Origin of the sequence: Streptomyces sp. NPDC050509, assembly GCF_044457965.1 — a bacterium.
In the GTDB taxonomy this organism is placed as follows: domain Bacteria; phylum Actinomycetota; class Actinomycetes; order Streptomycetales; family Streptomycetaceae; genus Streptomyces.
Genome location: NZ_JBITHL010000013.1, coordinates 41,346 through 65,752 on the forward strand (window position 1 = coordinate 41,346; position 24,407 = coordinate 65,752).

At 72.4% G+C, this 24,407-nt stretch carries 18 protein-coding genes; 15 read left to right on the forward strand and 3 right to left on the reverse strand.

The genetic code is table 11. The annotated features are described in order from the left end of the window. Positions 1-19: 19 nt before the first annotated feature. The 6 genes from ACIBJC_RS31415 (at position 20) to ACIBJC_RS31440 (ending at position 9,127) form a co-directional block, all read left to right on the forward strand. Entirely contained in the window at positions 20-2,986 is a 2,967-nt protein-coding gene (locus tag ACIBJC_RS31415; RefSeq protein ID WP_399298306.1) for a lantibiotic dehydratase, read from the forward strand. After that, positions 2,974-4,077 (forward strand): lantibiotic dehydratase C-terminal domain-containing protein, encoded by a 1,104-nt coding sequence (locus ACIBJC_RS31420; RefSeq protein ID WP_399298309.1) that lies wholly within the window; start codon positions 2,974-2,976, stop codon positions 4,075-4,077. Before ACIBJC_RS31415 ends, ACIBJC_RS31420 begins: the two co-directional genes overlap by 13 nt. Continuing rightward, positions 4,074-5,186 carry a peptidase M50 gene (locus tag ACIBJC_RS31425; protein ID WP_399298311.1) on the forward strand — a complete coding sequence of 371 codons (1,113 nt, stop codon included), beginning with the start codon at positions 4,074-4,076 and terminating at the stop codon, positions 5,184-5,186. The genes ACIBJC_RS31420 and ACIBJC_RS31425 overlap by 4 nt, the downstream gene beginning before the upstream one ends. A gap of 109 nt (positions 5,187-5,295) precedes the next feature. Next, the gene (locus ACIBJC_RS31430) at positions 5,296-6,336 is read left to right on the forward strand and encodes an ATP-binding cassette domain-containing protein (protein WP_399298313.1); all 1,041 of its coding nucleotides are present in this window, start codon (positions 5,296-5,298) and stop codon (positions 6,334-6,336) included. Further along, entirely contained in the window at positions 6,333-7,088 is a 756-nt protein-coding gene (locus ACIBJC_RS31435) for an ABC transporter permease (RefSeq protein ID WP_399298315.1), read from the forward strand. The genes ACIBJC_RS31430 and ACIBJC_RS31435 overlap by 4 nt, the downstream gene beginning before the upstream one ends. After that, the gene (locus ACIBJC_RS31440) at positions 7,085-9,127 is read left to right on the forward strand and encodes a TOMM precursor leader peptide-binding protein (RefSeq protein ID WP_399298317.1); all 2,043 of its coding nucleotides are present in this window, start codon (positions 7,085-7,087) and stop codon (positions 9,125-9,127) included. Before ACIBJC_RS31435 ends, ACIBJC_RS31440 begins: the two co-directional genes overlap by 4 nt. Positions 9,128-9,221: 94 nt before the next feature. On the opposite strand, the gene ACIBJC_RS31445 is transcribed toward ACIBJC_RS31440, so the two are convergent. Beyond that, entirely contained in the window at positions 9,222-9,398 is a 177-nt protein-coding gene (locus tag ACIBJC_RS31445; protein WP_399298319.1) for a thiazolylpeptide-type bacteriocin, read from the reverse strand. Between the two features lie 193 nt (positions 9,399-9,591). Here ACIBJC_RS31445 and ACIBJC_RS31450 point away from each other — a divergent pair, with 193 nt between their 5' ends. Together ACIBJC_RS31450 and ACIBJC_RS31455 are read left to right on the forward strand one after the other, a co-directional pair. Further along, positions 9,592-10,878 carry an amidohydrolase gene (locus tag ACIBJC_RS31450; RefSeq protein ID WP_399298321.1) on the forward strand — a complete coding sequence of 429 codons (1,287 nt, stop codon included), beginning with the start codon at positions 9,592-9,594 and terminating at the stop codon, positions 10,876-10,878. A gap of 256 nt (positions 10,879-11,134) precedes the next feature. Further along, positions 11,135-12,073, forward strand: a complete 939-nt coding sequence (locus ACIBJC_RS31455) for an MHYT domain-containing protein (protein WP_399298323.1) — start codon at positions 11,135-11,137, stop codon at positions 12,071-12,073. A gap of 72 nt (positions 12,074-12,145) precedes the next feature. Here the strand turns inward: ACIBJC_RS31455 and ACIBJC_RS31460 are convergent, their stop codons facing one another. Further along, positions 12,146-12,925, reverse strand: a complete 780-nt coding sequence (locus ACIBJC_RS31460; RefSeq protein WP_399298325.1) for a FadR/GntR family transcriptional regulator — start codon at positions 12,923-12,925, stop codon at positions 12,146-12,148. Positions 12,926-13,192: 267 nt separating this feature from the next. On the opposite strand from ACIBJC_RS31460, the gene ACIBJC_RS31465 reads away from it, so the two are divergent. From ACIBJC_RS31465 to ACIBJC_RS31490, 6 genes are read left to right on the forward strand one after another with little or no spacing between them, the layout of a single operon-like run. Further along, entirely contained in the window at positions 13,193-14,563 is a 1,371-nt protein-coding gene (locus ACIBJC_RS31465) for an MFS transporter (protein ID WP_399298327.1), read from the forward strand. A 1-nt stretch (position 14,564) separates the two neighbouring features. After that, a complete protein-coding gene (locus tag ACIBJC_RS31470; protein ID WP_399298329.1) occupies positions 14,565-16,301 on the forward strand; it encodes a dihydroxyacetone kinase family protein in 1,737 nt (578 codons plus the stop codon). A gap of 28 nt (positions 16,302-16,329) precedes the next feature. Continuing rightward, positions 16,330-16,806 carry a ribose-5-phosphate isomerase gene (locus ACIBJC_RS31475; protein WP_329823919.1) on the forward strand — a complete coding sequence of 159 codons (477 nt, stop codon included), beginning with the start codon at positions 16,330-16,332 and terminating at the stop codon, positions 16,804-16,806. After that, entirely contained in the window at positions 16,806-17,591 is a 786-nt protein-coding gene (locus ACIBJC_RS31480; RefSeq protein WP_399298332.1) for a triose-phosphate isomerase family protein, read from the forward strand. Before ACIBJC_RS31475 ends, ACIBJC_RS31480 begins: the two co-directional genes overlap by 1 nt. After that, on the forward strand, positions 17,591-18,391 hold the full coding sequence (locus ACIBJC_RS31485) for a sugar phosphate isomerase/epimerase family protein (RefSeq protein ID WP_399298334.1): 801 nt from the start codon (positions 17,591-17,593) through the stop codon (positions 18,389-18,391). The genes ACIBJC_RS31480 and ACIBJC_RS31485 overlap by 1 nt, the downstream gene beginning before the upstream one ends. Further along, the gene (locus ACIBJC_RS31490; protein ID WP_329823922.1) at positions 18,391-19,248 is read left to right on the forward strand and encodes a phosphogluconate dehydrogenase C-terminal domain-containing protein; all 858 of its coding nucleotides are present in this window, start codon (positions 18,391-18,393) and stop codon (positions 19,246-19,248) included. Before ACIBJC_RS31485 ends, ACIBJC_RS31490 begins: the two co-directional genes overlap by 1 nt. Before the next feature lie 75 nt (positions 19,249-19,323). Here ACIBJC_RS31490 and ACIBJC_RS31495 read toward each other — a convergent pair whose 3' ends face one another. Continuing rightward, the gene (locus tag ACIBJC_RS31495) at positions 19,324-22,290 is read right to left on the reverse strand and encodes a glycoside hydrolase family 2 TIM barrel-domain containing protein (RefSeq protein WP_399298336.1); all 2,967 of its coding nucleotides are present in this window, start codon (positions 22,288-22,290) and stop codon (positions 19,324-19,326) included. Positions 22,291-22,712: 422 nt separating this feature from the next. Between ACIBJC_RS31495 and ACIBJC_RS31500 the strand changes: the two genes are divergently transcribed. Further along, positions 22,713-24,341 carry a glycoside hydrolase family 43 protein gene (locus tag ACIBJC_RS31500; protein ID WP_399298338.1) on the forward strand — a complete coding sequence of 543 codons (1,629 nt, stop codon included), beginning with the start codon at positions 22,713-22,715 and terminating at the stop codon, positions 24,339-24,341. Positions 24,342-24,407 lie beyond the last annotated feature (66 nt).

Genomic DNA, 24,407 nt, shown 5'->3' on the forward strand with positions numbered 1-24,407 from the left:
GGAAATGGGGGACACTGTCATGACACCCGGCACGGATACGCGCACGGCGCGCACCACCTGGGAACCCGGGCGCCGCTTCATGCTGCGCGTCGCGGGACTGCCGGTCGAGTCCGTCCGCGCGCTGCGCTGCGCGGACAGCCGCCGCTGGGCCGACGAGGTCCTGGAGGCCGAGGAGCGGCTGCGCGGCCGGGGCGCCGCGCTCGGCGACCTCCTCCACGCACTCGTGCGCACCACCGACACCGACCCGGACGGAGAGGGCGCGGCGCACCGCCGGCAGCTGCTCGCGCTGCGCCGCCAGATCTTCAACAACCGGCTGCCGGCCGACCCCGAGGGCGCCCTGCGCCTGGTCGGCGCGCTCGACCCGGGCGCGGTGGAGCCGACCGCCGACTGGCTGCGGGAGCGCCGTCTGCTGGAGAAGCTGCGGACCGAGGGCGTACCGCTGCTCGCCGCGGAACTCGCCAGGACGCGTGCCGCGCTGCGGGGGCTGCTCGCCGAGGACCGGCTGCGCCACGGCCTCCAGCTCGCCTCCCCGACCCTGGAGGGGCAACTCGACGGTTACCTGGCGCAGTCGGGGACCGGGGCGGTTCCCGACCGGCGGATGCGGAAGATCGAGCGGTCGGTGCTCTCGTACGTCTACCGGACGGCGTGCAAGACCAGCCCCTTCAGCACCTTCACCGCCGTCGCCGCCGGCACCTTCGACGACGGTGCCACGGCCGACGACGCGGGCCACGACGCCGGTGATCACCAGGACGAGGGTCCTGGTGGCCCGGCCGCCGTCGTGCTCGGTGAGCGGTGGACGAGCCACGTCCGGCTCAATGTCGTCGTGCTGGCGCGGTTCGCCGAACTCGTCCTCGCCGATCCGGACCGGCGGGGCGATCTGCCCGTACGTCTGGCTTCGGGCTGGGAGCGCGACGGCGACCGGGTCAGATACGTACGCCAGTGGATCACCGCGGGCGACGACTCGGCGGCCGTCACCTTCGACGCGGTGAAGGACCGGCTCTTCTTCCTGCGCCGCAGCGGCACACTGGACCAACTGCTCGGCCTCTTCGACGGGGACGCCGAACCCCGCTACCGCGACCTGGTCGACCGGCTCCGCACCGAGCACGACGCCGACCCCGCGCACTGCGAGACCTATGTGGCCGCCCTCCTCCAACTCGGCATGATCCGTGTGCCGTGCCTGGACACCGATGTCCACAGCCCCGATCCGCTGCGCTCCTTCCGGAACGCCCTGACCGCGCTCGGGCGCCCCTGGGCCGACGGACTCGCCGCCGCCCTCGAAGCCCCGCTGCGCGCCATCGACCGCTTCCCCGCCGCCGACCGGGCCGGGCGGGGCGAACTGCTGCGGGAACTGCGCGCCGGACTGCGGGCCGCGCAGCGCGGGCTGAGCGGCGGCGAGGCCGCCACACTGCCGCAGACCCTGCTGTACGAGGACGTCAGCGCGGGCCGCGACCTCACCTGCGGGCTCGACGCGTGGGCCGGACCGGACGGCGGGCTCGCCGGCGGGGCCCTGCGTTCCGTCGAACGGATCCTGCCCGCCTTCGACCTCACCCTCCCGCAACGCGTCACCTTCAAGGGCTTCTTCCTGGCGCGCCACGGCAGCGGCGGCCGGTGCGACGATCTCCTGGGCCTCGTCCACGACTTCCACGAGGACTTCTTCGACCAGTACCTCTCGTTCGCCGCCAAGAGGCGGCCGTTCGACGACCGGGGTGCCTATGTCCCGGAGGAGAACTGGCTCGGCCTGCCCGGCATCCGCGCCCTCGACGCGGCCCGGCGGGTGTTCGTCGACCGGATGCGACAGGCGTGGGAGCAGGGCGGCGACGAGGCGGCGGAGATCCGGCTCGGGGAGCGGGACCTCAGCCTCGTCGCGGACGAACTCGCCCCGGTCGCGGGCGACTTCGTACCCCAGTGCCACCATCTTCAACTCGCGCGGACGGAGCGGGACGGCGCGCCGCTGATCGTACTCAACCGCTCCTACGGCGGACTCTCCTTCCCCTTCAGCCGCTTCACCCACGTCTACGACACACCGGACGGGACGGGGCGGCCGGGCGCGTTCTCCGCAGGGCTGCGCGACACCGCCTCCGCCGTCACCCCCGACGGCGCGGTACTGGCCGAGATCACCGGGGGAGCGGTCACCAGCAACCTCAATCTGCACAGCCCGCTCACCAGTCACCAGATCGTCTGCCCCGGCGAGTCCAGCTCCGTCCCGGTGGAGCGCCGTATCCACCTCGACGATCTGTACGTCGAGCACGACACCGCCACGGACCGGCTGGTCCTGCGCTCCACACGGCTCGGCCGCGAGGTGATCCCCGTGTACCTCGGCTACCTCGTGCCGCTCGCCCTGCCCGAGATACCGCGCACCCTGCTGCTGATGTCGCCGACCTCGATGGCGCCCCTGGACGTGTGGGGCGGCGTCCCGGAGGGCGTGGCGCGGGACGGGGTCACCTCGCGGCCCCGGGTGACGCACGGCGAGGTCGTCCTCAGCCGCCGGAGCTGGGCCACGACGGCCGGAGCGCTGCCCGTACGCCGCCCCGGCCTCGGCGCCACTGCCGGGTCGGGCTCCGGGTCGGGCTCCGGCTCGGCGTCAGGCTCAGGTTCGGGCTCCGGTGACCAGGACCGGTTCCTCGACTGGCAGCGCTGGCGGCGCGCCCACGCACTGCCCGACCGGGTCTTCGCGACGGTGTCCGGCGGCCCCCGGGGCGGCGCGGGCGCCAAACCGCAGTACGTGGACTTCGACAGCATGCTCTCGCTCACCGCCTTCGAGGCACTGCCGAACCACCCGGACGACCGGATCGTCCTGCGCGAGATGCTCCCCTCCGAGGACGGTCTGCACGTCCGCTCGGCGCGCGGACACCACGTCGCGGAACTGGCCGTCGAAACCTTCACCACGGCCACGACCGTGACTGCGCCCACGACCACGACTGCTCATTCGCACCCGGCCTCGACCCCGGACCGACCGACCAAGGGCACACCGACATGCCAGAGCTGACCCCCGCCCCCGGCGCCGGCCCCTCCGGCGACTGGCAGGCCCTCCACATCTTCTACGCGGCCAACCCGCAGCCCCTGCTGGTGAGATGTGTCCGGCCCCTGGTCGCGGAACTGACCGCCGACGGCCTGCTCGCCGGGCACTTCTTCATCAACTACTGGCTGGAGGGCCCGCACGTCAGGCTCCGGCTCAAGCCCGCCGACGCGGCGGCCACCCCCGAGGTCGTCCGCCGGGCCGAGGAGGCCATCGGTGGCTTCCTGCGCACCCGGCCCGCGCTCTACGAGGTCGACTCCGGTTTCCTCAACGAGTTCTACAACACCCTGTTCGAGATCGAGTTCCCGGAGGGCGACCGCGGCGCGTTCATGGACGCCGAGGGCCGGATGAACCTCCGCCCCAACAACTCCTTCTCCCACGAACCGTACGAGCCCGAGTACGGCAAGTACGGCGGACCCGCCGGGATCGAGCTGGCCGAATGGCACTTCGCCCACTCCAGCACCCTCGTCATGGACGCCTTCCACACCATGAACCTTCATCTGCGCACCGTGCTGCTCGGCACCGCCGCCCAGTTGATGATGGTCATGGCGGGCTGCTTCCTGCCCGAGCGGGAGGAACTCGGCGCCTATCTCGACCGCTACTACGAGTTCTGGCACACCGCGTTCCCCGGCACCGGCTTCATCGGCTCGAAGGAGTACGACCGGAACTACGCGGACATGGCCCCCGGGCTCGCCCGCCGCTTCTCCGGCATTCGGCACGCCGTCCGTACGGGCGAGCTGGACCGGCTCCCCGTCCTCCTGCGGGGCTGGGCCGCCCACTGCCTCGAACTACGGGCCCGTGCCGAGGAGTTGACGGTCCAGGGTGAGCTGGTGTTCCGCTCCTGGGACGGCACACGGGACGAGCGGGTGACGGACCCCGCCGTCGCACTGCCGCTGCTGCTGTCCCCGTACATGCACATGACCAACAACCGGCTTCATGTCACCATCCGCGACGAGGCGTACCTGTCGCACGTCCTCGGCCGGGTCCTGCGCGAGGGGGCGGCTCCCGACACGGCCCCCGACGGGACTCCCGGCCCGGGCGGCCGGGCGGCGGTCCGATGAGTACGCCCCCGGGGGAACTCCTCTCGCACAGACCGGCGTTGAGACCGGACATCCTCCTCAGTCCCGCACTGCTGCACGGCCCCGCCACCGTGCACCTCATCAAGGAGCCCGCGGCGGGCGCGTCGTTCGAGGTCGGGGAGAAGGAGTACTTCCTGATCTCCCGGCTCGACGGTGTCCGCAGCCTCGCGGAGATCGGCGACGAGTACGCCCGGACATACGGCAGACGGCTCGCCGCCCCGCACTGGCAGCGGCTGCTCCACCTGCTCGGCACCCGGGGTCTGCTGGCCGGAGGACCGCCCCGGCCGGCTCCGGAACCCCCCACCGGCGGGCCGTTCGACGGCACCGTGCTGCGGGGCACCCTGCGGCTGGTCGCCGACGCCCACGCCACCACCACCCGGCTGCACCGGCTGCTGCGCCCCGCGCTGCGCGCCCCCGTCCTGCTCCCGCTCGCCGCCCTGACGGTCGCGATGGAGGTCCTGCTCGCCACCCATCTGCCCGAACTGGCCCGGGACGCCTGGTGGCTGGTCCGGCAGCCGGTCCCCCTGGTGGCCGTCTGCACCCTGCTCTGGCTCTCCACCGCGCTGCACGAACTCGCCCACGGAGTCGCCGCACGGCACCACGGCGGGACCGTCGGCGAGATCGGAGTGCGCTGGCGGCTGCCGGTGGCCCTCATGTACTGCACGGTCGACAACTACCGCTATCTGCGCGGCCGTCGGCGCCAGATGGCCGTCGCGGGCGCCGGCGCCTTCGCCAATCTGCTGTTCCTGCTGCCCTTCCTCGCCTGGTGGGCCGCGCTCCCGCCGGGGGACCCGACCCGCCGCGTCCTGTCGGGACTGCTGCTGCTCGGCAGCGTCCAGGCACTCGTCAACTTCCTTCCGCTGCCACCGCTCGACGGCTACACGATGCTCGGTCACGCACTGCGCGTCTCCGCTCTGGCCCCGGAGAGCGGGCGCTATCTGCGGCTGCGCCTGCGGGGCGGACCGGACGCCGCCGCGTATCCGCGCCGGGCCAGGACGCTCTACCTCGGCTATGCCGTGGGGTCGGCCCTGCTCGTCGCACTCATCCTGGCGGCCCTGACAACGGGGCTCGTTCTCCTGCTACTTCACTGATCCGCCAGTTCACCGGACCACCAGTTCACCGGACCACCAGTTCACCGGACCACCAGTTCACCGAACCACCAGTTCACCGAACCACAACCCCAGAGGGGCGCAGAACCACATGAGCGAGGCCAGGACCATGGCGTCCGTGCCGCACGAGTCAGCCGCCGATCCGGCGATCGTCGTCGAGGAGATACGTAAACGATACGGCGGCCACCAGGCTGTGGACGGCGTCTCCCTGCGCGTCGGGCGCGGGGAGTTCTTCGGGCTCCTCGGCCCCAACGGCGCGGGGAAGACCACCCTGGTCGAGATCATGGAGGGCCTGCGCCGTCCGGACTCGGGCACCGTCACGGTGCTCGGCCGGGCCCCCTGGCCCCGGGATGTCGCCCTGCTTCCCCGGCTGGGGGTGCAGACCCAGTCGTCCGCCTTCTTCGTACGCCAGACCGCCCGCGAACACCTCCGTACTGTCGCCGCCCTGTACGGGGCCGGCCGAAAGGACGCCGACCGCACCCTGGAGACGGTCGGGCTGACCGACCGCCGCGACGTACGCGTCGAGGACCTCTCCGGCGGCCAGCGCCAGCGCCTCGCCATCGCGTCCGCCCTGGTCCACGGGCCCGAGCTGATCTTCCTGGACGAACCCACCGCCGCGCTGGACCCGCAGGCCCGCCGCGATCTGTGGGAGGTGCTGCGCGGACTCAAGAGCGAGGGCCGCACCATCGTCTACACCACCCACCACCTGGACGAGGCCGAAGCGCTCTGCGACCGCGTGGCGATCCTCGTCGGCGGCTCCGTCGTCGCCCTGGACTCCCCGCACCGCCTGGTCACCGCCGCCGCGACGCCGACCCGCCTCATGATCCCCGTCGAGCGGATGACCGAGGAGGACGCGGTGGCCCTCCCGGGCGTCGACCGGGTCACCGTGCAGGGCGGCTCCCTGGTCCTGGAGACGGCGTCGTCGGGAAAGGTCCTCCAGGCCGTCGACGCGCGCATCGGCCTGGACGGTGTCCAGACCCGCACCGCGACGCTGGAGGACGTCTACCTCCAGCTCACCGGCGCCGAGCACACCGGAACGACCTCCGCCGGAACGACCCACACCGACACGACCCACACCGACACCGCGCACACCGACACCACCCACACCGACACGACGGAGCAGCAGGGATGAGCGCGTACGCAAGCCTGACGGGGGCCGGCTACCGGGCGCAGATCCGGGACAAGGCCACCCTCTTCTTCACCTTCGCCTTTCCGCTGCTGTTCCTGGTCGTCTTCGGGCTGATCTTCCGGGGCCAGGAGGTCGAGGAGACCGGCCGCCCGTACATCTCGTACATCGCGCCGGGCGTGATGTCCTGGGGTGTCGCCAACGCCGCCGTCTTCGGCATCGCCTTCACCCTCATGCAGTGGCGCCGTGACGATCTGCTCCGGCTGATCCGGATGACCCCGACCCCGCTCCTCTCGGTCCTGGCCTCCCGTTACGTCCTCGCCCTCGGGGTGGGCGTCGTGCAGGCGGTGGTGTTCGTCGTGGTGGCCATGCTGCCGCTCTTCGGCCTGGAGCTGGACGCCCGGTGGCCGCTGGCGCTGCCCGTGCTGGTGCTCGGCATCACCGCCTTCCTCACCATCGGCGTGGTCATCGGCTCGTACGCCCGTACCCCCGAGGCGGTCGCGGCCGTCGCCAACTGCCTCATGGTGCCGATGGCCTTCGTCTCCGGCTCGTTCCTGCCGCTCGACATGATGCCGTCCTGGCTCCAGACCTTCTCGCGGGTCCTGCCGCTGCGCTATCTCAACGACGCGGCGTCCGCGGCCCTCACCGGCCGGGGCGACCGCGGCGACATCGCCCTGGGCTGCGGCGGACTGGCCGTGTTCACCGTGGTCTTCGGGGCGCTCGCGCTGAAGACGTTCCGCTGGAGCAACGCGGCATGACGGCCGACACGGTACGGACGGCGGGCGCCGCGGCCGGCCCCTCGCAGTCGCCCCCCGGCGACCGCACCCCCCTGGCGGCGGCGCGCCTCCGGCTCCAGCGGGCCCTCACCGCGCGCCACACGCCGGCCGCCGGACCGGGCGCGGTGCACGTGCCCGGTCCGGTGCCGGTGCCGGTGCCGCCCACGGTGGTTCCGCTGGGCGCCGCCGATGTCCTCGGTCACCGCGGCGGCGACCCCTTCGCCGCGGTCCGCCCCGCCGCCACCGTCCATCTCACCTCGCGTGACGTACTGGTGGGCCCCTGGGGCGGCGACGGCACCGCGCCCGCCTGCGGCCAGTGCCTGGCGATGCGCTGGCAGCGGCTGCGCACCCGTACCGAACGCGACGCCCTGGAAACCGGCTCCGCCACCCGCGCGGCCGGGCCCTGGCCGGATCTCACCCCTTACCTACTCGACGCGGTCGACGCGCTGTACCGCGCCGCCGTCCTCTCGGACCGGGTGGCCCCGCCGGGGCCCGGCGCCGCCGACCGGTCCCTGCCCCAGGTGTCACGGCTGGATCTGGCCACGTTGGAGGTACGGACGTACCCCCTGCTCGCCGATCCGCTCTGCCCGCACTGCGGGCCGCGCGCCGCCGGTACGGACGCCGACTCCGACGGCGGGGCTCCGCTCACCCTCGTGAGCCGGCCCAAACCCGCCCCGGGCGTCTACCGGCTGCGCCCGGCGTCGGCGTACCCAATGCCGGTGACGGCGCTCGCCAACCCCGTCACCGGGGTGCTCGGCGCGGGCACCTGGATCAATGTCACCTCGCCCACCACGGCACCGGTCGCCGGCAGTGTCTTCATGCGCGGTTACGCGGGCCTCACCGACGTCACCTGGAGCGGCCAGGCCAACGGCTTCGACGCCAGCCGCGACCTCGCCTTCCTGGAGGGTCTGGAACGGTACGCGGGCACCCACCGGCGCACCGGCGGCGCCCCCGTCGTCGCGGCCTACCGCGACCTCGGGGACACGGCCCTCTCGCCCGCCGACTGCGGCTTCTACCCGCCCGAGACCTACCGCGACGACCCGCTGGTCAGCCCCTTCGACCCGGACCGGCCCATCCCCTGGGTCCGGGGGCACTCCCTGCGCGACCACCGCCCGATCCTCGTCCCGGCCCGCCTCGTCCACTACAGCGCGGGCCTCGCCTCCGACAACTTCGTCTTCGAGTGCTCCAACGGCTGCGCCATCGGCGGCAGCCTGGAGGAGGCGATCCTCGGCGGTCTCCTCGAACTCATCGAGCGGGACGCCTTCCTGCTCGCCTGGTACGGCGCCACCCCGCTCACCGAGATCGACCTCGGCTCGGTACGGGACCGTACGGTACGCACCATGATCGACCGGGCCGCGGCGCAGGGCTACGACGTCCACGCCTTCGACAACCGGATCGATCTCGCCGTACCGGTCGTCACCGGTCTCGCGGTACGGCGTGACGGCGGCCCCGGCACCTTCTCCTTCGGCGCCGGCGCGAGCCTGGACCCGGCTGCGGCCCTGGAGGGCGCCCTCTCCGAAGTGCTCACCTACATCCCGCACCTGCCCCGCCAGGTGACGGAGCGCCGCGCCGAACTGGAGGCCATGGCCGACGACTTCGGGAAGGTCCTGCACCTGAAGGACCACGCCCAGCTCTACGGGCTGCCGCGGATGGCCGAGCACGTCCGCGGCTACCTGGAACCGCCCGCCGTCCGCCCGGCGGACGAGATCTACCGGACCTGGGAGGAGCGGCTGCGCCCCCGTACCGGGGACCTGCTCGACGACGTGACACACTGCCGCGACGAACTCGTCCGCGCGGGCCACGACGTGATCGTCGTCGACCAGACCACACCGGAGCAGCGCCGCATGGGGCTGCGCACGGTGGCCACCGTCGTCCCCGGTCTGCTGCCGATCGACTTCGGCTGGTCACGCAGACGGGCCCCGGGCATGCCGAGACTGCGCACCGCGGCCCACCGGGCGGGGCTGCGCACTCGGGAGCTGACCGAGCGGGAGATCCGGCTCGTGCCGCACCCCTTCCCCTGAGAGGCCGCCGGGGCACGCACGCACGCACACGAACGGGCGGCACCCGCGCGGAAGATCGCGGGTGCCGCCCGTCCGGTTCACGGCGCGGCCTGGATCAGGCGCTGCAGGACGTGGTGCTCGTGGTGGAGGAGCACGTCGACGTGGAGCTGCAACTCGTGGAGCCCGCGAGCACGACCTCGCTGGCGTCCGAGTAGTCCGAGATCTCGAAGGTCTCCGACTCCAGCTCCATGATCTCGTCGGCGAGCGAGGCGAGGGCGTTCTTGTCGGCCATGGTGACTCCTTGGTTTCCACGCCAGGCCCCGAGGGGTTCCCCGGTGGTCCTGTGCCGTGCTGCTCCGCGGCGGTGCCGTGATGCCCTCGTATTCCAGCCGACCCCACTGCCAACCCACTGCCACCCCGGCGGGTCTTCCACTGACCGGTCGTGTCAGCGGTCTGTACGCGGTACGCGGCCGGGGCACCGCACGATGGACCGGGTGAGCCCCGTCGCGTACCCCGGAGAGAACACCCCCGTCCTGGACGGACTGCGGGACGTCCTGCGCCCCGCCGTCGCGTTCTGTCTCGATCTGCACCAGCACCCCGAACTCTCCGGCGAGGAGCGCCGTACGGCGGCAAGACTGGGGGAGTGGCTGCGCGGGGCGGGGTACAGGGTGACGGGCGGCATCGGCGGGCACGGCGTCGTCGGAGTGCTGCGCAACGGCGACGGCCCCCGCGTCATGATCCGTACGGAACTGGACGCGCTGCCCGTCACCGAGCGGACCGGCCTGCCGTACACGAGCAGTGGCCCCGTCGCGCACGCCTGCGGCCACGATCTCCACATGGCCGCCGCCGCGGGCGCCGCGTCCCTGCTGGCCCGCGGCCGGGAGAGCTGGCGCGGCACCGTCGTGGTCGTCGGCCAGCCCGCCGAGGAGACCCTCGCCGGGGCGCGGGCCCTGCTGGCGGACGGGCTGTACGAGCGGTTCGGGCGGCCCGACGCCGTACTGGCCCAGCACACGGCCCTGTTGCCCGCCGGCATGGTCGCCCACGCGTACGGACCGATGCTGGCGGGGAGCGCCGGTATCGAGGCCGTCGTGCACGGCCGGGGCGGTCACGCGGGCACCCCGCACCTCGCGGTCGATCCGCTGGTCACCGCCGCCGCGGCGGTGCTGCGGCTCCAGACGGTGGTCTCCCGCGAGTGCGCGCCGACCGAACCGGCCCTGCTGAACGTCGGGTCCCTCCACTCCGGAACGGCAGGCAACCTCGTCCCCGACCGGGCGACGCTCGGCATCACGGTCCGCGCCCTGTCCGAGCGCACACTCGACCGGATGACGGCCTCGGTGGAGCGGATCGTCCGGGCGGAGTGCGCCGCCTCCGGCTGCCCCGGGGACCCGGAGATCCGCACCGTCTCCCGCTCCCCGGTCACCCATCCCGACCCGGCGGCCACGGCCGTCGTACGCCACGCCCATGTACGTCTCCTCGGCCCGGAGCGCGTGGCGTCCTGGCCCCCGTCCATGGCGACCGAGGACTTTCCGCTGTACGGGGACGCGGGCCTCCCCGTCCACGGGGAGGAGGGGATCGCGCTGGTGTACTGGATGTTCGGGGTGGTGGGCCCGAAGGTGTGGGCACGGACGCCGGGCACGGCCGAGGAAAAGCTCGCCGTCCTCCCGCCCCACCACTCCCCGGAGTTCGCCCCCGACCTCCGCACCGCGCTGCCCACCGGCATTACGGCGATGACGGCCGCGGCGCTGTCCCGGCTGCGCACCGAGGGTTTCTGACGCACCGTCGATCCGGATCCGGCCGGGGTGCCGGGACCGGCCGGGGTGCCGATTCCGGCCAGGGTTCCGGGACTGAGCGGGGTGCGGGACACGTGCCGATATCGGCCGATATAGAGGCTCTTGGGCTCTCCGGGGCCATGCACCTTTATCAACAAGTAATGGGGCGGATGTTTTGCGCCACTCCTCATAGTCATAGTCTCGCCACGAGTGCACACGTTTTCTGCACAAAAATCTCACGGGGGAAGGGCGCTCACGTATGCAGGGCACCGTCGATGGGTTCAACTACGGCGTCGTCACACCGGTGGCGGCGTATCTCATGGCAGTTCTCGGCGGGGCCCTGGGGCTCCGCTGCACCACCAGGTCCCTGCGCACCGAGCAGGGCTGGAAGCCCGGTTGGCTGGCGCTCGGTGCGACATCCATCGGTTCGGGCATCTGGACCATGCACTTCATCGCCATGATCGGCTTCCAGGTCGAGGAGGCGCCGGTCGGTTACGACGTACCCACGACCGTGCTCAGCCTGTTCGTGGCGATCGTCATGGTCGGGGTGGGGATCTTCATCGTCGGCTACCGAGGGGCGACCCGTGCCACGCTGACCACCGCCGGCACGATCACCGGCCTCGGCGTCGCGGCCATGCACTACATCGGCATGTCCGGGATGCGGCTGCACGGACGGCTGGACTACGAGACGACGACCGTCGTGCTCTCGGTCGTCATCGCCGTCGTCGCCGCGACGGCCGCGCTCTGGGCCGCCGTGTCGATCCACGGCTTCCTGCCCAGCCTCGGCGCGAGCCTCGTGATGGGCGTCGCCGTGACCGGCATGCACTACACGGGCATGGCGGCGATCAGCGTGCACCTCCAGGGCGCCACCGGTGGCTCCGCGGGCGGCGGTTCACCGGCCTCGATCATGTTCCCGCTGCTGCTCGGCCCCGCGGTCTTTCTGGTGCTGGCGGGCGTCGTGGTGATGTTCGACCCTCTCCTCGTCCTGGGCGAGGGCGAGTGGGACCGGCCGATGGGCAAGAAGCCCGTACGGAACGGTGCCGGGTCCCGGCCCGTCCCGCCGCCGGCGTACGGGGACGTGAACGGCGGCAGGGCCCAGGCGCCCACCCCGGCGCCTACGTACACCCCGCCACCGGCGCCCACCTCGGCGCCGGGGTCGCACCGGGGCGCGGGCCCCAGGGGTCCGTACGACTGGTGACGGTCACCCGGTTGACCGCCGTTCGGTGATCCGTGTTCCGGAGCGCCGCCCCGCCTGCCGCGGGGCGGCGCTTCACGCGTCCTGCTCCGCCGCGCCGTCCGCCGTGCCGATGGACTCCCGCAGTCGTGCGCTGGCCATCCGCATGTGCTCGGCCATCGCCTCGTTGGCCGCGTCCGGATCATGGGCGCGGATCGCCGCCAGGACGGCGTCGTGCTCGCACAGCGTGCCGCTCACGGTCCCCTCCAGATCGCTGACCCGCTCCATCCACACCTGGAGCAGCGCGCGGATGGAGTGCAGGATGTCGCTCAGCACCGAGTTCCTGGCGATGCTCGCCGTTTCCAGGTGGAAGGCGATGTCCGCGTCGATGAACGCCGCGACGTCCGTGCCGGCGTCCCGCATCCGCCGCAGATGCTCCTCCAGCCGTGCCACGTCCTGCGCGGTGGCGCGCTCCGCCGCCAGCCGCGCCGACACACCTTCCATGTGCGTACGGACCTCCACCAGGTCCTGGGTGCGCCGCTGCCCGAGCATCAGCCCCCAGTTGATGGCGCGCGGCAGGAACTCCGAGGTCCCCTCGCGCACGTACGAGCCGGAGCCCGGGCGGATCTCGATGATGCCGAGCACGTCGAGGGCCGAGAGGGCGCCCCGCACGCTGGACCGCGCGACCCCCAGGGCCTCGGCGAGCTGACGCTCGGCGGGCAGCCGGGTGCCGGGCTTGATGTCGCCCGCGGAGAGGTGGTCGAGAAGCCGCTTGGCGACCTCGCTCACCGATGACTCGCGCACGACGGGGCGCAGAAGCTGGGCGAGATCCGGCGAGGCGGGCGATTGCTGATCAGGCTGACTGGTCACGGTCACCAGTACACCAGATGGGTGTTCCCGCTGTTCAAAGGTGTCCTGAACCCGCCTGTAGCCGAGTCGCCCCGCCCTTTGTCAAGAGTGGCGTGCATCACTTTAAGAGTGACGCTCGCCACATTGGTCAATTGGTGACCAATTTTCTTCTGGGGGTTACGTTGAAGACACATCAGCCGGTGGAGCGGGTGCTGCGCTCTGTTTCAGCCATGATCGCCGCCGACTGTGACCCGAGTCCGGACAGAGCTGTCCGGCGCTGCCGAGGGAGTCACCATGGGTGCCACCGCGTTGCCATCCGCGTCATCCGCCGTCGAGCGATCCGCGATCAAGAAGATCTCGATCCGGCTCGTCCCGTTCGTCGCGTTGATGTTTTTCGTGAATTATCTCGACCGGACGGCGGTCTCCTTCGCGGAGCCGAACGGTATGGGACAGGACCTGGCGCTCACCGCGGCGCAGTTCGGATTCGCCTCCGGGGTCTTCTTCATCGGATACATCATTCTGGAAGTCCCCAGCAACATGGCGCTGCACCGCTTCGGTGCCCGCCGCTGGCTCGCCAGGATCATGGTCACCTGGGGCATCGTGTCCCTGCTGTTCACCTGGGTGCAGAGCAGCGAGCAGCTCTACACGCTGCGCTTCCTGCTCGGCGTCGCCGAGGCGGGCTTCTTCCCCGGGGCGATCCTCTTCCTGAGCCAGTGGGTGCCCACCCGGCACCGTACGAAGGTGCTCGCGCTCTTCTACCTGGCCCAGCCGCTCACCACGGTCTTCGGCGCCCCGCTCGCGGGCTGGCTCATCGGCCACCACGGGCTGTTCGGCCTTGAGGGCTGGCGCGTGATGTTCCTGTTCGTGTCGATCCCCGCGATCCTCCTCGGCGTCGTCGCCTGGTTCTACCTGATCGACCGGCCCGCCGACGCCAAGTGGCTCACCCCGGCGGAGAAGGAGTGGCTGACCGCCGAGCTGGCCGCGGAGAACGCCGCCAAGACGGGCGCCGACCAGAGCCACGGCCGCGCCGCGCTGAAGGAGGCGTTCCGCAACGGCCGCGTCTGGATCCTCGCGATGGTCTACTTCGGCTTCATCTACGGCCTGTACGCGCTCGCCTTCTTCCTGCCCACGATCATCGAGGGCTTCCAGGAGAGCTTCGGCACCTCCTTCAGCGTGATGGACAAGGCGCTGATCACCGCCATCCCGTACCTGCCGGCCGCCGTCGTCCTCTTCTTCTGGTCCCGGCACGCCACCCGGCACGGAACCAGGACCTGGCACGTCGCGGGACCGGCCGTCGTCGGCGGTGTCTCCATCCCGATCGCCCTCTACATGGACTCCCCGGCCGCGACCATCGCCGTGATCACCGTGACGGCGTGCGCGATCTTCGCCGCGCTGCCCGTCTTCTGGTCGATCCCCTCCCGCTTCCTGACCGGCGCCGCCGCCGCGGCGGGCATCGCCCTCATCAACACCGCGGGCAACATCGGCGGCTTCGCGGCCGGCTATGTCACGGGCTGGCTCAAGGACTTCAGCGGCTCGTACACCCTCTCCATGTTCGTGGTGGGCGGCTTCATGCTCCTGTCGGCCGTCCTGATGGTCGTGCTCGCCAGGCGCCGGCCCGCCAACCCCTCCGACCCCGCGGACCAGCCGCTTCTTGAGGTGCACTGACATGACCCGCCTGTTCAACGCTCCCGAAGCCTTCGCCGACGAGGCGCTCGAAGGGTTCGTGGCGGCCCACCGCCGCTGGGTGCGCCCCGTCTCCGGGGGTGTCGTACGGTCCGCGCCGACCGCGCCGGGACAGGTCGCCGTCGTGATCGGCGGTGGCTCGGGCCACTACCCGGCCTTCTCGGGGCTGGTGGGCCCCGGACTCGCGCACGGAGCGGCGGTCGGCAACGTCTTCGCCTCGCCGTCGGCCCGGCAGGTCCGCACCGTCGCGCAGAGCGCCCACGCCGGTGGCGGCGTGGTCCTCATGTACGGCAACTACGCGGGCGACGTACTGCACTTCGGACAGGCGGCGCAGCAGCTCACCGCCGAAGGCGTCGACACCCGTACGGTCGCCGTCACCGACGACATCTCCAGCGCGAGCGCGGACGAGCGCGACAAGCGCCGCGGCATAGCCGGAGACCTGCCGGTCTTCAAGGCCGCCGCCGCGGCGGCCGAACAGGGCCGCTCCCTCGACGAGGTGGTCCAGGCGGCCCGGCACGCCAATGCCCGCACCCGCTCCTTCGGCATCGCCTTCGGCGGCTGCACGCTCCCCGGCGCCGAGGACCCGCTGTTCACCGTGGCCGAGGGTCGGATGGCCGTCGGCCTCGGCATCCACGGCGAGCCCGGCATCGGCGAGCAGGACGTCCCGAGCGCCGACGAGGCCGCCGAACTGCTGGTCTCCACGCTGCTGGCCGAACTCCCCGAGGGCGTCGACCGGCCGCGCGGCGCGCGCGCCGCCGTCATCCTCAACGGCCTCGGCACCGTCAAGTACGAGGAGCTGTTCGTCGTCTACCGCCGGGTCGCACAGCTTCTCGCCGAGGCCGGCGTCGAGGCCGTCGAACCCGAGGTCGGCGAGCTGGTGACCAGCTTCGACATGGCGGGCATCTCGCTCACGCTCTGCTGGCTGGACGAGGACCTCGAAGCCCTGTGGACCGCCGGCGCCGACACTCCCGCCTACCGCAAGGGCGCGGTCACCGCGCAGGCCGCTCCGGTCGCGGACCCGGCACCGTCCGACGCGACGGGCGAGGCGGACGCGGGGATCCCCGCCGCCACCGAGGAGTCCCGCACGGCGGCGGCCACCGCGCTCGCCGCACTCACCGCCATCAGCGAGATCGTGGACACCCACGCCGACGAACTCGGCCGGATCGACGCCGTCGCCGGCGACGGCGACCACGGCATCGGCATGCGCCGCGGCTCCGAGGCCGCCCGGCTCGCCGCCGTCGCCGCCGCCGGGGCGGGCGCCGGCGCCCGTACGACGGTCAACGCCGCCGCCGACGCCTGGTCCGACCGGGCCGGCGGCACCTCCGGCGCCCTGTGGGGCGTCCTGCTGCACGCCGTCGGCACCGCGCTCGGGGACACCGAGAAGCCCACCGCGCGGACCGTGGCACACGGTGTCGCCGAAGCCTCCGCCGCCGTCCAGCGCCTGGGCGGGGCCGAGGTCGGCGACAAGACGATGGTCGACGTCCTCGTCCCGTTCGCGCGGACCCTCACCGACGCCACCGCCGAGGGCGCCGCCCTCGCCGACGCGTGGGACCGCGCCGCCACCGCCGCCGAACAGGCCGCGAAGGCCACCGCCGACCTCGTCCCCCGGATCGGCCGCGCCCGCCCGCACGTCGAGCGGTCCCTCGGCACCCCCGACGCCGGCGCCCACTCCCTCGCCCTGATCGTCCGCGCCGTCCACGGCGTACTCGTCACCCGCTGAACCCGACCCACCGAGGAGCACCCCCCCCATGAGCGACAAGCTGCGGATCGTCGTCGGCTCGGACGACGCCGGCTTCGACTACAAGGAAATACTGAAGAAGGACCTCCAGAACAGCGAACTCGTCGCCGGGGTCACCGACGTGGGTGTCGACGCCGACGGCCACACCGCCTACCCGACCATCGCCATCGCCGCCGCCGAGATGGTCGCGCGCGGCGAGGCCGACCGCGCCCTGCTCGTCTGCGGCACCGGACTCGGCGTGGCGATCGCCGCCAACAAGGTCAAGGGCATCCGGGCCGTCACCGCCCACGACTCCTTCTCCGTCGAGCGCGCCGTCCTCTCCAACAACGCGCAGGTCCTCACCTTCGGCCAGCGCGTCGTCGGCGTCGAACTGGCCCGCCGGCTGGCCGCCGAGTGGCTGACGTACCGCTTCGACGAGTCGTCCGCCTCCGCCGCCAAGGTGCAGCTCATGAACGACTACGAGACCGAAGAGGAAGCCGCCGCCTGATGTCCGCTCCCACCCTGCTCGGGGTGAGCCTCAAGATGTACTTCGGTCATCACGAGACCCTCAACTGGGCCCGCCGCATCGGCGACATCGCCTCCCGGCACCCGGCCGTCACCGGCGGCCTCACCGAGGTGTTCGTGCTGCCCGCCTTCCCGGCGATCGTCCCGCTCGGCACCGTCCTGGACGGCACCGGCGTCGCCGTCGGCGCCCAGGACCTCGCCACCGACGACCGGGGTCCCTTCACCGGTGAGGTCTCGGGCCCGTACCTCAAGGAGATCGGCTGCTCCTACGCCGAGGTCGGCCACGCCGAACGCCGCCGCCTCTTCGGCGAGGGCGACACCGTCGTCGCGGCGAAGACCGCCGCCGCCCTGCGCAACGGCCTCACCCCCGTGCTCTGCGTCGGTGAACTCGACCGCGCGGACCCCGCCCAGGCCGCGGAGCGCACCGTCGCCGAGCTGGCACGCATCCTCGACACCGCCGCGCACGAAGGCGGCGAACACGGCCCGGTCGTCGTGGCGTACGAACCGCAGTGGGCGATCGGCGCACCCCGCCCCGCCTCGCCCGACCACATCACCCGCGTCTGCGCCGCCCTGACCGCCTGGCTCGGGGAGCGTCCCGCGTACGCCGGAAGCCGGGTCATCTACGGCGGCAGCGCGGGCCCCGGGCTCCTGGGCACCCTCGGCGAAGGCGTCGACGGACTCTTCCTCGGGCGCTTCGCCCACGACCCGCGGGCAGTCGAACAGATCCTCGACGAGCTGAGCGACCGGACCGTGAAGGCGGACGCGTAATGGCCTACGGACTGAGCACCTACGCCTACTTCTGGCGGATCTCCTCGCGCGCCCCGGTCCCGCTGACCGTCGAGGAGATGCTCCGCGACACCCGGGAACTGGGCGGCGACGTCTTCCAGATCTGCGACTACCCGCTGATCGAGACCTTCGACGACGCCCGCCTCGCCGGCCTCCGCGCCACCGCCGAGGACCTGGGCATCACCCTGGAACTCGGCACCCGCGGCGTCGGCCGGGACCATCTCGCCCGCTACCTCGACCTGGCGGGCAAGCTCGGTGTCACCCTCGTCCGCTCGATGATGAACACGGCCGACCACCGCCCCGGCACCGCGGAGGCCACGGAACTGCTGCGGGGCACCGTCCCCGCGTACGCGGCCCAGGGCGTCACTCTCGGCCTGGAGACCTACGAACAGGTCTCCACCGACGACCTCCTCACCGTCGTCCGCGCCGTCGACGACCCCCACCTGGGCGTCGTGCTCGATCCGGGCAACTGCGTCGCCCGTCTGGAGCGCCCCCGGGATGTCGTCGAGGCCACCGCCCCGTACGTCGTCAACATTCATGTGAAGGACTTCGCCTTCAGCCGCCGGGACGGCTGGGTCGGCTTCACCTACGCCGGCGCTCCGCTGGGCGAGGGCCTGCTCGACCACGCCCACCTCGTCGAGACCGTACGGCCGCACGAGCGGTCCCTCAACCAGATCGTGGAGCACTGGCTCCCGTGGCAGGACGACGGGTTCGAGACCACGGCCCGGATCGAGGCCCAGTGGACCCGGCACTGCATCACCACCCTTCAGAGGAGTAAGTAATGGCCACCGAGAACAAGACCGTCGCCGTCATCGGCGCCGCTGGCAAGATGGGCCAGCGCGTCTCCAACAACCTGGTCAGGAGCGACTTCCGGACGCTGTTCTCCGAGAACTCGCCCCAGGGCCAGGAGCTGGTCCGCGGACTCGGACGCGAGCTGACCGACTCCGACGAGGCCGCCAAGCAGGCCGACGTCCTCATCCTCGCCGTGCCGGACGTCGTTCTCGGTGTCGTCTCCGAGCAGCTCGTCCCGCTGATGAAGCCCGGCGCGGTCCTGCTCACCCTCGACCCGGCGGCGGCCTACGCGGGCCTGCTGACCCGCCGCGACGACGTGCACAACGCCGTCGCCCACCCCTGCCACCCGTCCGTCTTCCTGGAGCGCACCACCAAGGAGGAGTACGCGGACACCTTCGGCGGCATCGCCGCCCCGCAGGAGGTCGTCGCCGCCTTCGAGGGCCCCGACCCGGCCGTGCGGGAACTGGCCGAGGCCGTCATCCGTACGATGTACGCGCCCGTCGTGGACGTGCACTGGGTGACGGTCAAGCAGCTCGCCGTCCTGGAGCCGACCCTGGTCGAGACCATCGCCTGCATGGTCGGCGCGCTGCTCACCGAGGCCCTGCACGAGACGGTCCACACCGTCGGTGTGCCGGAGCCCGCCGCCCGCGCGATGCTGCTGGGCCACACGCAGGTCGCGCTCGCCAACACCCTCAAGGGCGACAACCCGTTCTCCGACGCCTGCCTGATCGCCATGGACTACGGCCGTGAGTCGATCGTCAAGGACGACTGGAAGAAGGTCTTCGAGGACGACGAGCTGGACAAGGTCATCACGCGCATGCTCCGCATCAAGGAGATCAAGCGCTGACCCGCGCTCGCGCGTGGTCGTAGGACGGTGACCGGCCTCCCCGAGGAGGCCGGTCACCGTCCTATGCCCTACGTCCTACGCTCCCTCGACCGCCCAGTCGACGGTGAAGACCGTCGGAGCGGCGAGGAGCCGGTACTCGGGCAGCACACCGGGACCGCACGACGCGCTGCCGATACCGTGCCGCGCCGCGTCCAGCGTGAGGTGGACGAGATCGCCCCGTACCAGCTCCGTCGGGTGGGCCGCGGCGTCCAGCTCCTCGCTCGTCCAGGGGCGGGCGGCGAACGAGAAGGGCGTGGGGCCGCTCAACCGCAGCCCCGCCCCGCCACCGGCCGGTGCGAGCCGCACCCAGCGGACATCGGTACGGCTGCCGTTCTCCTGCGGGAAGAGGTACGGCGTCTGGAGGCCGTCCACGTCCGAGGCGAACCGTCCGACGCGGGCGGCGGCCCTGGTGTCCGGGTACGCCTCGTGCGGTCCGGCGCCGAACCAGCTCACCGCGGACAGCGCGGCCGGTACGGCGGCGCGCAGGCCCAGCCGCGGCAGCGTCACGTCCCAGGCGCCGATCGGCCGGACCTCCAGCGTCAGCCGCAGCGCGCCGCCGGTGGTCCCGGCGGACGGTGCGGCGCTCCAGCGGTAGACCGCCGACAGCGCGGCGTCGCTGCCCGCGGCGGCCACCCGCGTCGTCACGGTGAGCGACCCGTCCCCGGGCTCGACGGACAGCACCTTGTGCTCCAGCCGGTCGAGCCCCGCCGCGCGCCACTTCTCGGCGTCGGAACCACGCCAGCCCCGCAGATCGTTGTCCGTGGGCGCGCGCCACACATCGAGCCGCGGCCCCTGCACCGGGAGCGCGCCGAGCCGTACCAGACGTCCGGTGTACGCGTCGAAGACACCGTCCCCGAGGGTGATCCGCGCACCGTCGACCCGGGGTGCGGCGCCCGCCCCCGAGCGTATCGGCGCGGGCGCCCCGGCGGTCAACGCCGCCTGCGTCCAGGCCACTTCATGGCCGGCCGGGGCCCACGGCTCGTCCTTGGCGAGCCGCGCGCCGACGGTGAGCCACCGCTCGGCACCCGCCGCACCGGCGTCCGCCGCCTCGCTCAGTTCGCGCGGCCAGCCCACCACGGCCGAGTCGCCCGCCGCGACGACGGGCACGGTCAGTTCGCCCTGTCCGCCCGGGACGCCCTCGTCCTCCACCTGCCAGTGGAAGCGCAGATGACCGGTGTCGGCGAAGTCCAGGCCGTTGCGCACCGACACCGTGCGCGCCGCGGTGTCCACCCGGATCGCCACCGGCTCGACGACCTTCTTGTACTCGATCAGCCCGGGGGAGGGGGTGCGGTCCGGGAAGACCAGCCCGTCGGCCACGAAGTTGCCGTCGTGGACCACCTCGCCGAAGTCCCCGCCGTACGCGAAGAACTCCTCGCCCTCCGGGGTACGGCGGCGGACCCCGTGGTCGATCCACTCCCAGATGAAGCCGCCCTGGAGCCGCGGGTGCTGCTCGAAGAGGCGCTGGTACTCGCTGAGACCGCCCGGGCCGTTGCCCATGGCATGGCCGTACTCGCAGAGGATGAAGGGGAGCGCGCGGCGGTGCTCGTCCAGCGCCGGGTCCGTCGTCGGGTCCTCCGTACCGCGGCCGATCCGGTCGGTCTCGGCGTGGTCCGCGTACATCCGGCTGTAGACGTCGACATAGCCGCTGTCCCAGTCGCCCTCGTAGTGCACCGGGCGGCCCGGGTCGCGCTCGTGCGACCAGTCGGCCATGGCCCGCAGGTTGTCCCCGGTGCCCGACTCGTTGCCCAGCGACCACATGATGACGCTGGCGTGGTTCTTGTCGCGCTCGACCATGCGGCGCATCCGGTCGAGCAGCGCCTCGCGCCAGGCCGGGTCCGCGCTCGGGTTGCCGCGCCAGTCGTTGAGGTGGAAGCCGTGGGTCTCCAGGTCGCACTCGTCGACGACCCACAGCCCCAGCTCGTCGCAGAGATCGAGGAAGCGGCCGTCCGGCGGGTAGTGGCTGGTGCGCACCGCGTTGATGTTGTGGCGCTTCATCAGCTCGATGTCCTGGCGCATGGTTTCGGTGGTGAGGGTGCGGCCGGTGTCCGGGTCCCACTCGTGGCGGTTGACCCCGCGCAGCAGGAGCGGCGTGCCGTTGACCCGCAGCAGGCCCCCGGAGACCGTCACCGTACGGAAGCCGATCCGCAGCCGGACCCGTTCGCCCGCCGTGGTCAGCTCCGCGTCGTACAGCCGGGGCGTCTCCGCCGTCCACGGCTCGACCGGCGCCGTGGCCCGCTCGCCGACCGCGAGGTCGAGCCCGAGCTCGGGCACGGTGACCCGGCCGGTGGCGTCGGCCTCCACCCGCAGGGTGCCCTCGCCGGTGAGATGGTCGTACTCGGCGTGGACGAAGAGGTCTCCGACGCCGGCCTCCGGCCGGTGCAGCAGGGCCACCGAACGGAAGATCCCGGACAGCCACCACATGTCCTGGTCCTCCAGGTAGCTGCCCGCGGACCACTGGTGGACGCGTACGGCGAGAACGTTGCGACCGGGGCGCAGCGCGTCGGTCGCGTCGAACTCCGTGGGCAGCCGGCTGCCCTTGCCGTCGCCGAGCCGGACGCCGTTCAGATAGACCGCGAAGGCCGAGTCGACCCCTTCGAAGCGCAGCACACCGCGCCCGGTGCCCGGCCACTCCCGCGGCAGTGTGAACTCCCGCCGGTACTCGCCGGTGGGGTTGGCGTCGGGCACGCGCGGCGGGTCGACGGGGAACGGGTAGACGATGTTGGTGTACGCGGGGGTGCCGAAGCGCGGTGTGCCGGCGACGTCCTGCATCTGCCAGCTCGACGGGACGGGGATGTGCTCCCAGCCGGTGTCGTCGTGATCCGGCGCTTCGAAGTCCGGCGTCAGGGTGTGCAGGGAGTCGGCGAGACGGAAGCGCCAATCGCCGTCCAGGTCCAGGGTCATGGCATCCGACCGGTACCGGGCCCGGGGGGCGAGCCGCCCCTGACCCGGATCGCGGCTTTCGACATAGTCAAGGGAGGCGTGGTCGAGACGGTCGCTGGGCACGGAGTGTTTATCCCTTCGAGGGCGGTGCGGGGGTCCGGTAGAAGGCGGTTTCTGTGCAGCGTAAGTGACTGATCCCCGCCTCGTCGCCCCCTTTGGACAGGGAAAATCAACTCGGTGAGGCCCAGGAGGCCTGTCCGGCTCATTGACTGGGACAGCAACCGTTTTCTACATTGAGGAGCCCGCCCGCGCCCGATCAGTGTCGGGGCCGCGCGGCCCCCGCGCAAGGACGGCCCGCCCCCTGGGACCCGTCGCGGCGGCGCGGCGGCGCGTCCCCACGCGGCCGTAACGGGCCGTACGAGGCACGACCGATCCTTACGGGGCGCGCGACCGGCGGCGCCCCGCCCGCAGCCGGGCCCCGCCCGGCGGGCGGCCCGTCCGAAGCGGACCCATGTCGTGAACGTGTCGTGAAAGGCAGGCCCCGAATGACCGTGGACCACCTCCGGAACCCCGTACTGCCCGGCTTCCACCCGGACCCCAGCATCGTGCGCGTGGGGGAGACGTACTACCTCGCCACCTCGACCTTCGAGTGGTTCCCCGCCGTCCCCGTGCACCGCTCCACCGACCTCGTCCACTGGGAACCGGCCGGACATCTCCTCGACAGCCGTGACACCGTCGACCTGCGTGGCGTCGCGAACTCCGCCGGGGTCTGGGCCCCCTCGCTCTCCTTCCACGACGGCCGGTTCTGGCTGGTCCACTCCCTGGTGCGGACCGTCGGCTCCCCGTACAAGGACGTCGACAACTACCTGGTCACCGCCGACTCGATCGAGGGCCCCTGGTCGGAGCCGGTCTTTCTCAACTCCTCCGGCTTCGACCCCTCGCTCTTCCACGACGAGGACGGCCGCCACTGGCTGGTCAACCTCCGGTGGGACCACCGTCCCGACCGCCCCTCCTTCGCCGGCATCGTGCTCCAGGAGTACGACCCCGGGGCGCGGGCGCTCGCCGGGGAGCCCGTTCTCCTCCTGCGCCACGACGAACTCGTCGAGGGCCCCAACCTCTACCGCCGCGACGGCTGGTACTACCTGATGCTCGCCGAGGGCGGTACGGGATGGAACCACGGCATCCTGATGGCCCGCTCCCGCACCCTGACAGGACCGTACGAACTCGACCCCGCCGGATCGCTGCTGACCACCCGGGACGCCCCCGACGCCCCGCTGCTCAAGGCCGGCCACGGGGAACTGGTCAGCACGCCCGACGGCGAGTGGTACCTCGCCCATCTCGCGTCCCGGCCCGTCGCCACGCCGGAGGGGCCGCGCTGCATCCTGGGCCGGGAGACCTGTATCCAACGGGTGGAGTGGACCGGCGACGGCTGGCTGCGACTCGCGCACGGCGACAACCGGCCCCGGCTGTCGGTCCCCGCGCCGCGCGCGACCCGTAACGGCGGATCGTCCGGCGCGGCCGTGGCCGGGGCCGCCGCTGCCCCCGGGGAGGGCCCGGCCGAGGGGTGCGACGACTTCGACGCGCCCGTTCTCGGCCCGGCCTGGAGTTCGCTGCGGGTGCCCGTCGACCCCTCCTGGCTGAGCCTGACCGAACGCCCCGGCTGGCTGCGGCTGCGCGGACGGCAGAGCCAGCACTCGCTCTTCGACCAGAGCCTGGTCGCCCGGCGGCTCACCTCGGTCCACTGCCGGGCCACCACCGTCCTGGACTTCCGGCCCACCCGCTTCGACCAGCAGGCCGGACTCATCTGCTGGTACGACACCACCACCCACTACTACCTGCGGGTCACCCACTCCGAGGAGCGCGGGCGGGTGCTCGGCCTGGCCGTCTCCGACGACGGCGCGTACTCCGAGCCCGCCGACTGCGAACTCTCCGTCGAGGACTGGCCGCTGCTCCACCTCCGGGCCGACTTCGACGGCGCCGCACTGCGTCTGAGCGCCTCGCCCGACGGCGCGGAGTGGACCCGGGTGGGCCCGGTCCTCGACGCGAGCAAGCTCTCCGACGACTACGGCGACCGGCTCCGCTTCACGGGCGCCTTCGTCGGCGTCTGCGCCCAGGACCTCGGTGGAACACGGGTGACCGCGGACTTCGACCGGTTCGCGCTCACCGGCCTCTGAGCCGTACGACAGCACGATCCGGCCGATCCATTCGGAAACCGGTCTCTACGCGGGGCGTGCCCGCTG

Bases quoted from the DNA above. Each gene is read 5' to 3' on its own strand.
- ACIBJC_RS31415 (WP_399298306.1), top strand. From the start codon at position 20: ATGACACCCGGCACGGATACGCGCACGGCGCGCACCACCTGGGAACCC.
- ACIBJC_RS31420 (WP_399298309.1), top strand. From the start codon at position 2,974: ATGCCAGAGCTGACCCCCGCCCCCGGCGCCGGCCCCTCCGGCGACTGG.
- ACIBJC_RS31425 (WP_399298311.1), top strand. From the start codon at position 4,074: ATGAGTACGCCCCCGGGGGAACTCCTCTCGCACAGACCGGCGTTGAGA.
- ACIBJC_RS31430 (WP_399298313.1), top strand. From the start codon at position 5,296: ATGAGCGAGGCCAGGACCATGGCGTCCGTGCCGCACGAGTCAGCCGCC.
- ACIBJC_RS31435 (WP_399298315.1), top strand. From the start codon at position 6,333: ATGAGCGCGTACGCAAGCCTGACGGGGGCCGGCTACCGGGCGCAGATC.
- ACIBJC_RS31440 (WP_399298317.1), top strand. From the start codon at position 7,085: ATGACGGCCGACACGGTACGGACGGCGGGCGCCGCGGCCGGCCCCTCG.
- ACIBJC_RS31445 (WP_399298319.1), bottom strand. From the start codon at position 9,398: ATGGCCGACAAGAACGCCCTCGCCTCGCTCGCCGACGAGATCATGGAG.
- ACIBJC_RS31450 (WP_399298321.1), top strand. From the start codon at position 9,592: ATGGACCGGGTGAGCCCCGTCGCGTACCCCGGAGAGAACACCCCCGTC.
- ACIBJC_RS31455 (WP_399298323.1), top strand. From the start codon at position 11,135: ATGCAGGGCACCGTCGATGGGTTCAACTACGGCGTCGTCACACCGGTG.
- ACIBJC_RS31465 (WP_399298327.1), top strand. From the start codon at position 13,193: ATGGGTGCCACCGCGTTGCCATCCGCGTCATCCGCCGTCGAGCGATCC.
- ACIBJC_RS31470 (WP_399298329.1), top strand. From the start codon at position 14,565: ATGACCCGCCTGTTCAACGCTCCCGAAGCCTTCGCCGACGAGGCGCTC.
- ACIBJC_RS31475 (WP_329823919.1), top strand. From the start codon at position 16,330: ATGAGCGACAAGCTGCGGATCGTCGTCGGCTCGGACGACGCCGGCTTC.
- ACIBJC_RS31480 (WP_399298332.1), top strand. From the start codon at position 16,806: ATGTCCGCTCCCACCCTGCTCGGGGTGAGCCTCAAGATGTACTTCGGT.
- ACIBJC_RS31485 (WP_399298334.1), top strand. From the start codon at position 17,591: ATGGCCTACGGACTGAGCACCTACGCCTACTTCTGGCGGATCTCCTCG.
- ACIBJC_RS31490 (WP_329823922.1), top strand. From the start codon at position 18,391: ATGGCCACCGAGAACAAGACCGTCGCCGTCATCGGCGCCGCTGGCAAG.
- ACIBJC_RS31500 (WP_399298338.1), top strand. From the start codon at position 22,713: ATGACCGTGGACCACCTCCGGAACCCCGTACTGCCCGGCTTCCACCCG.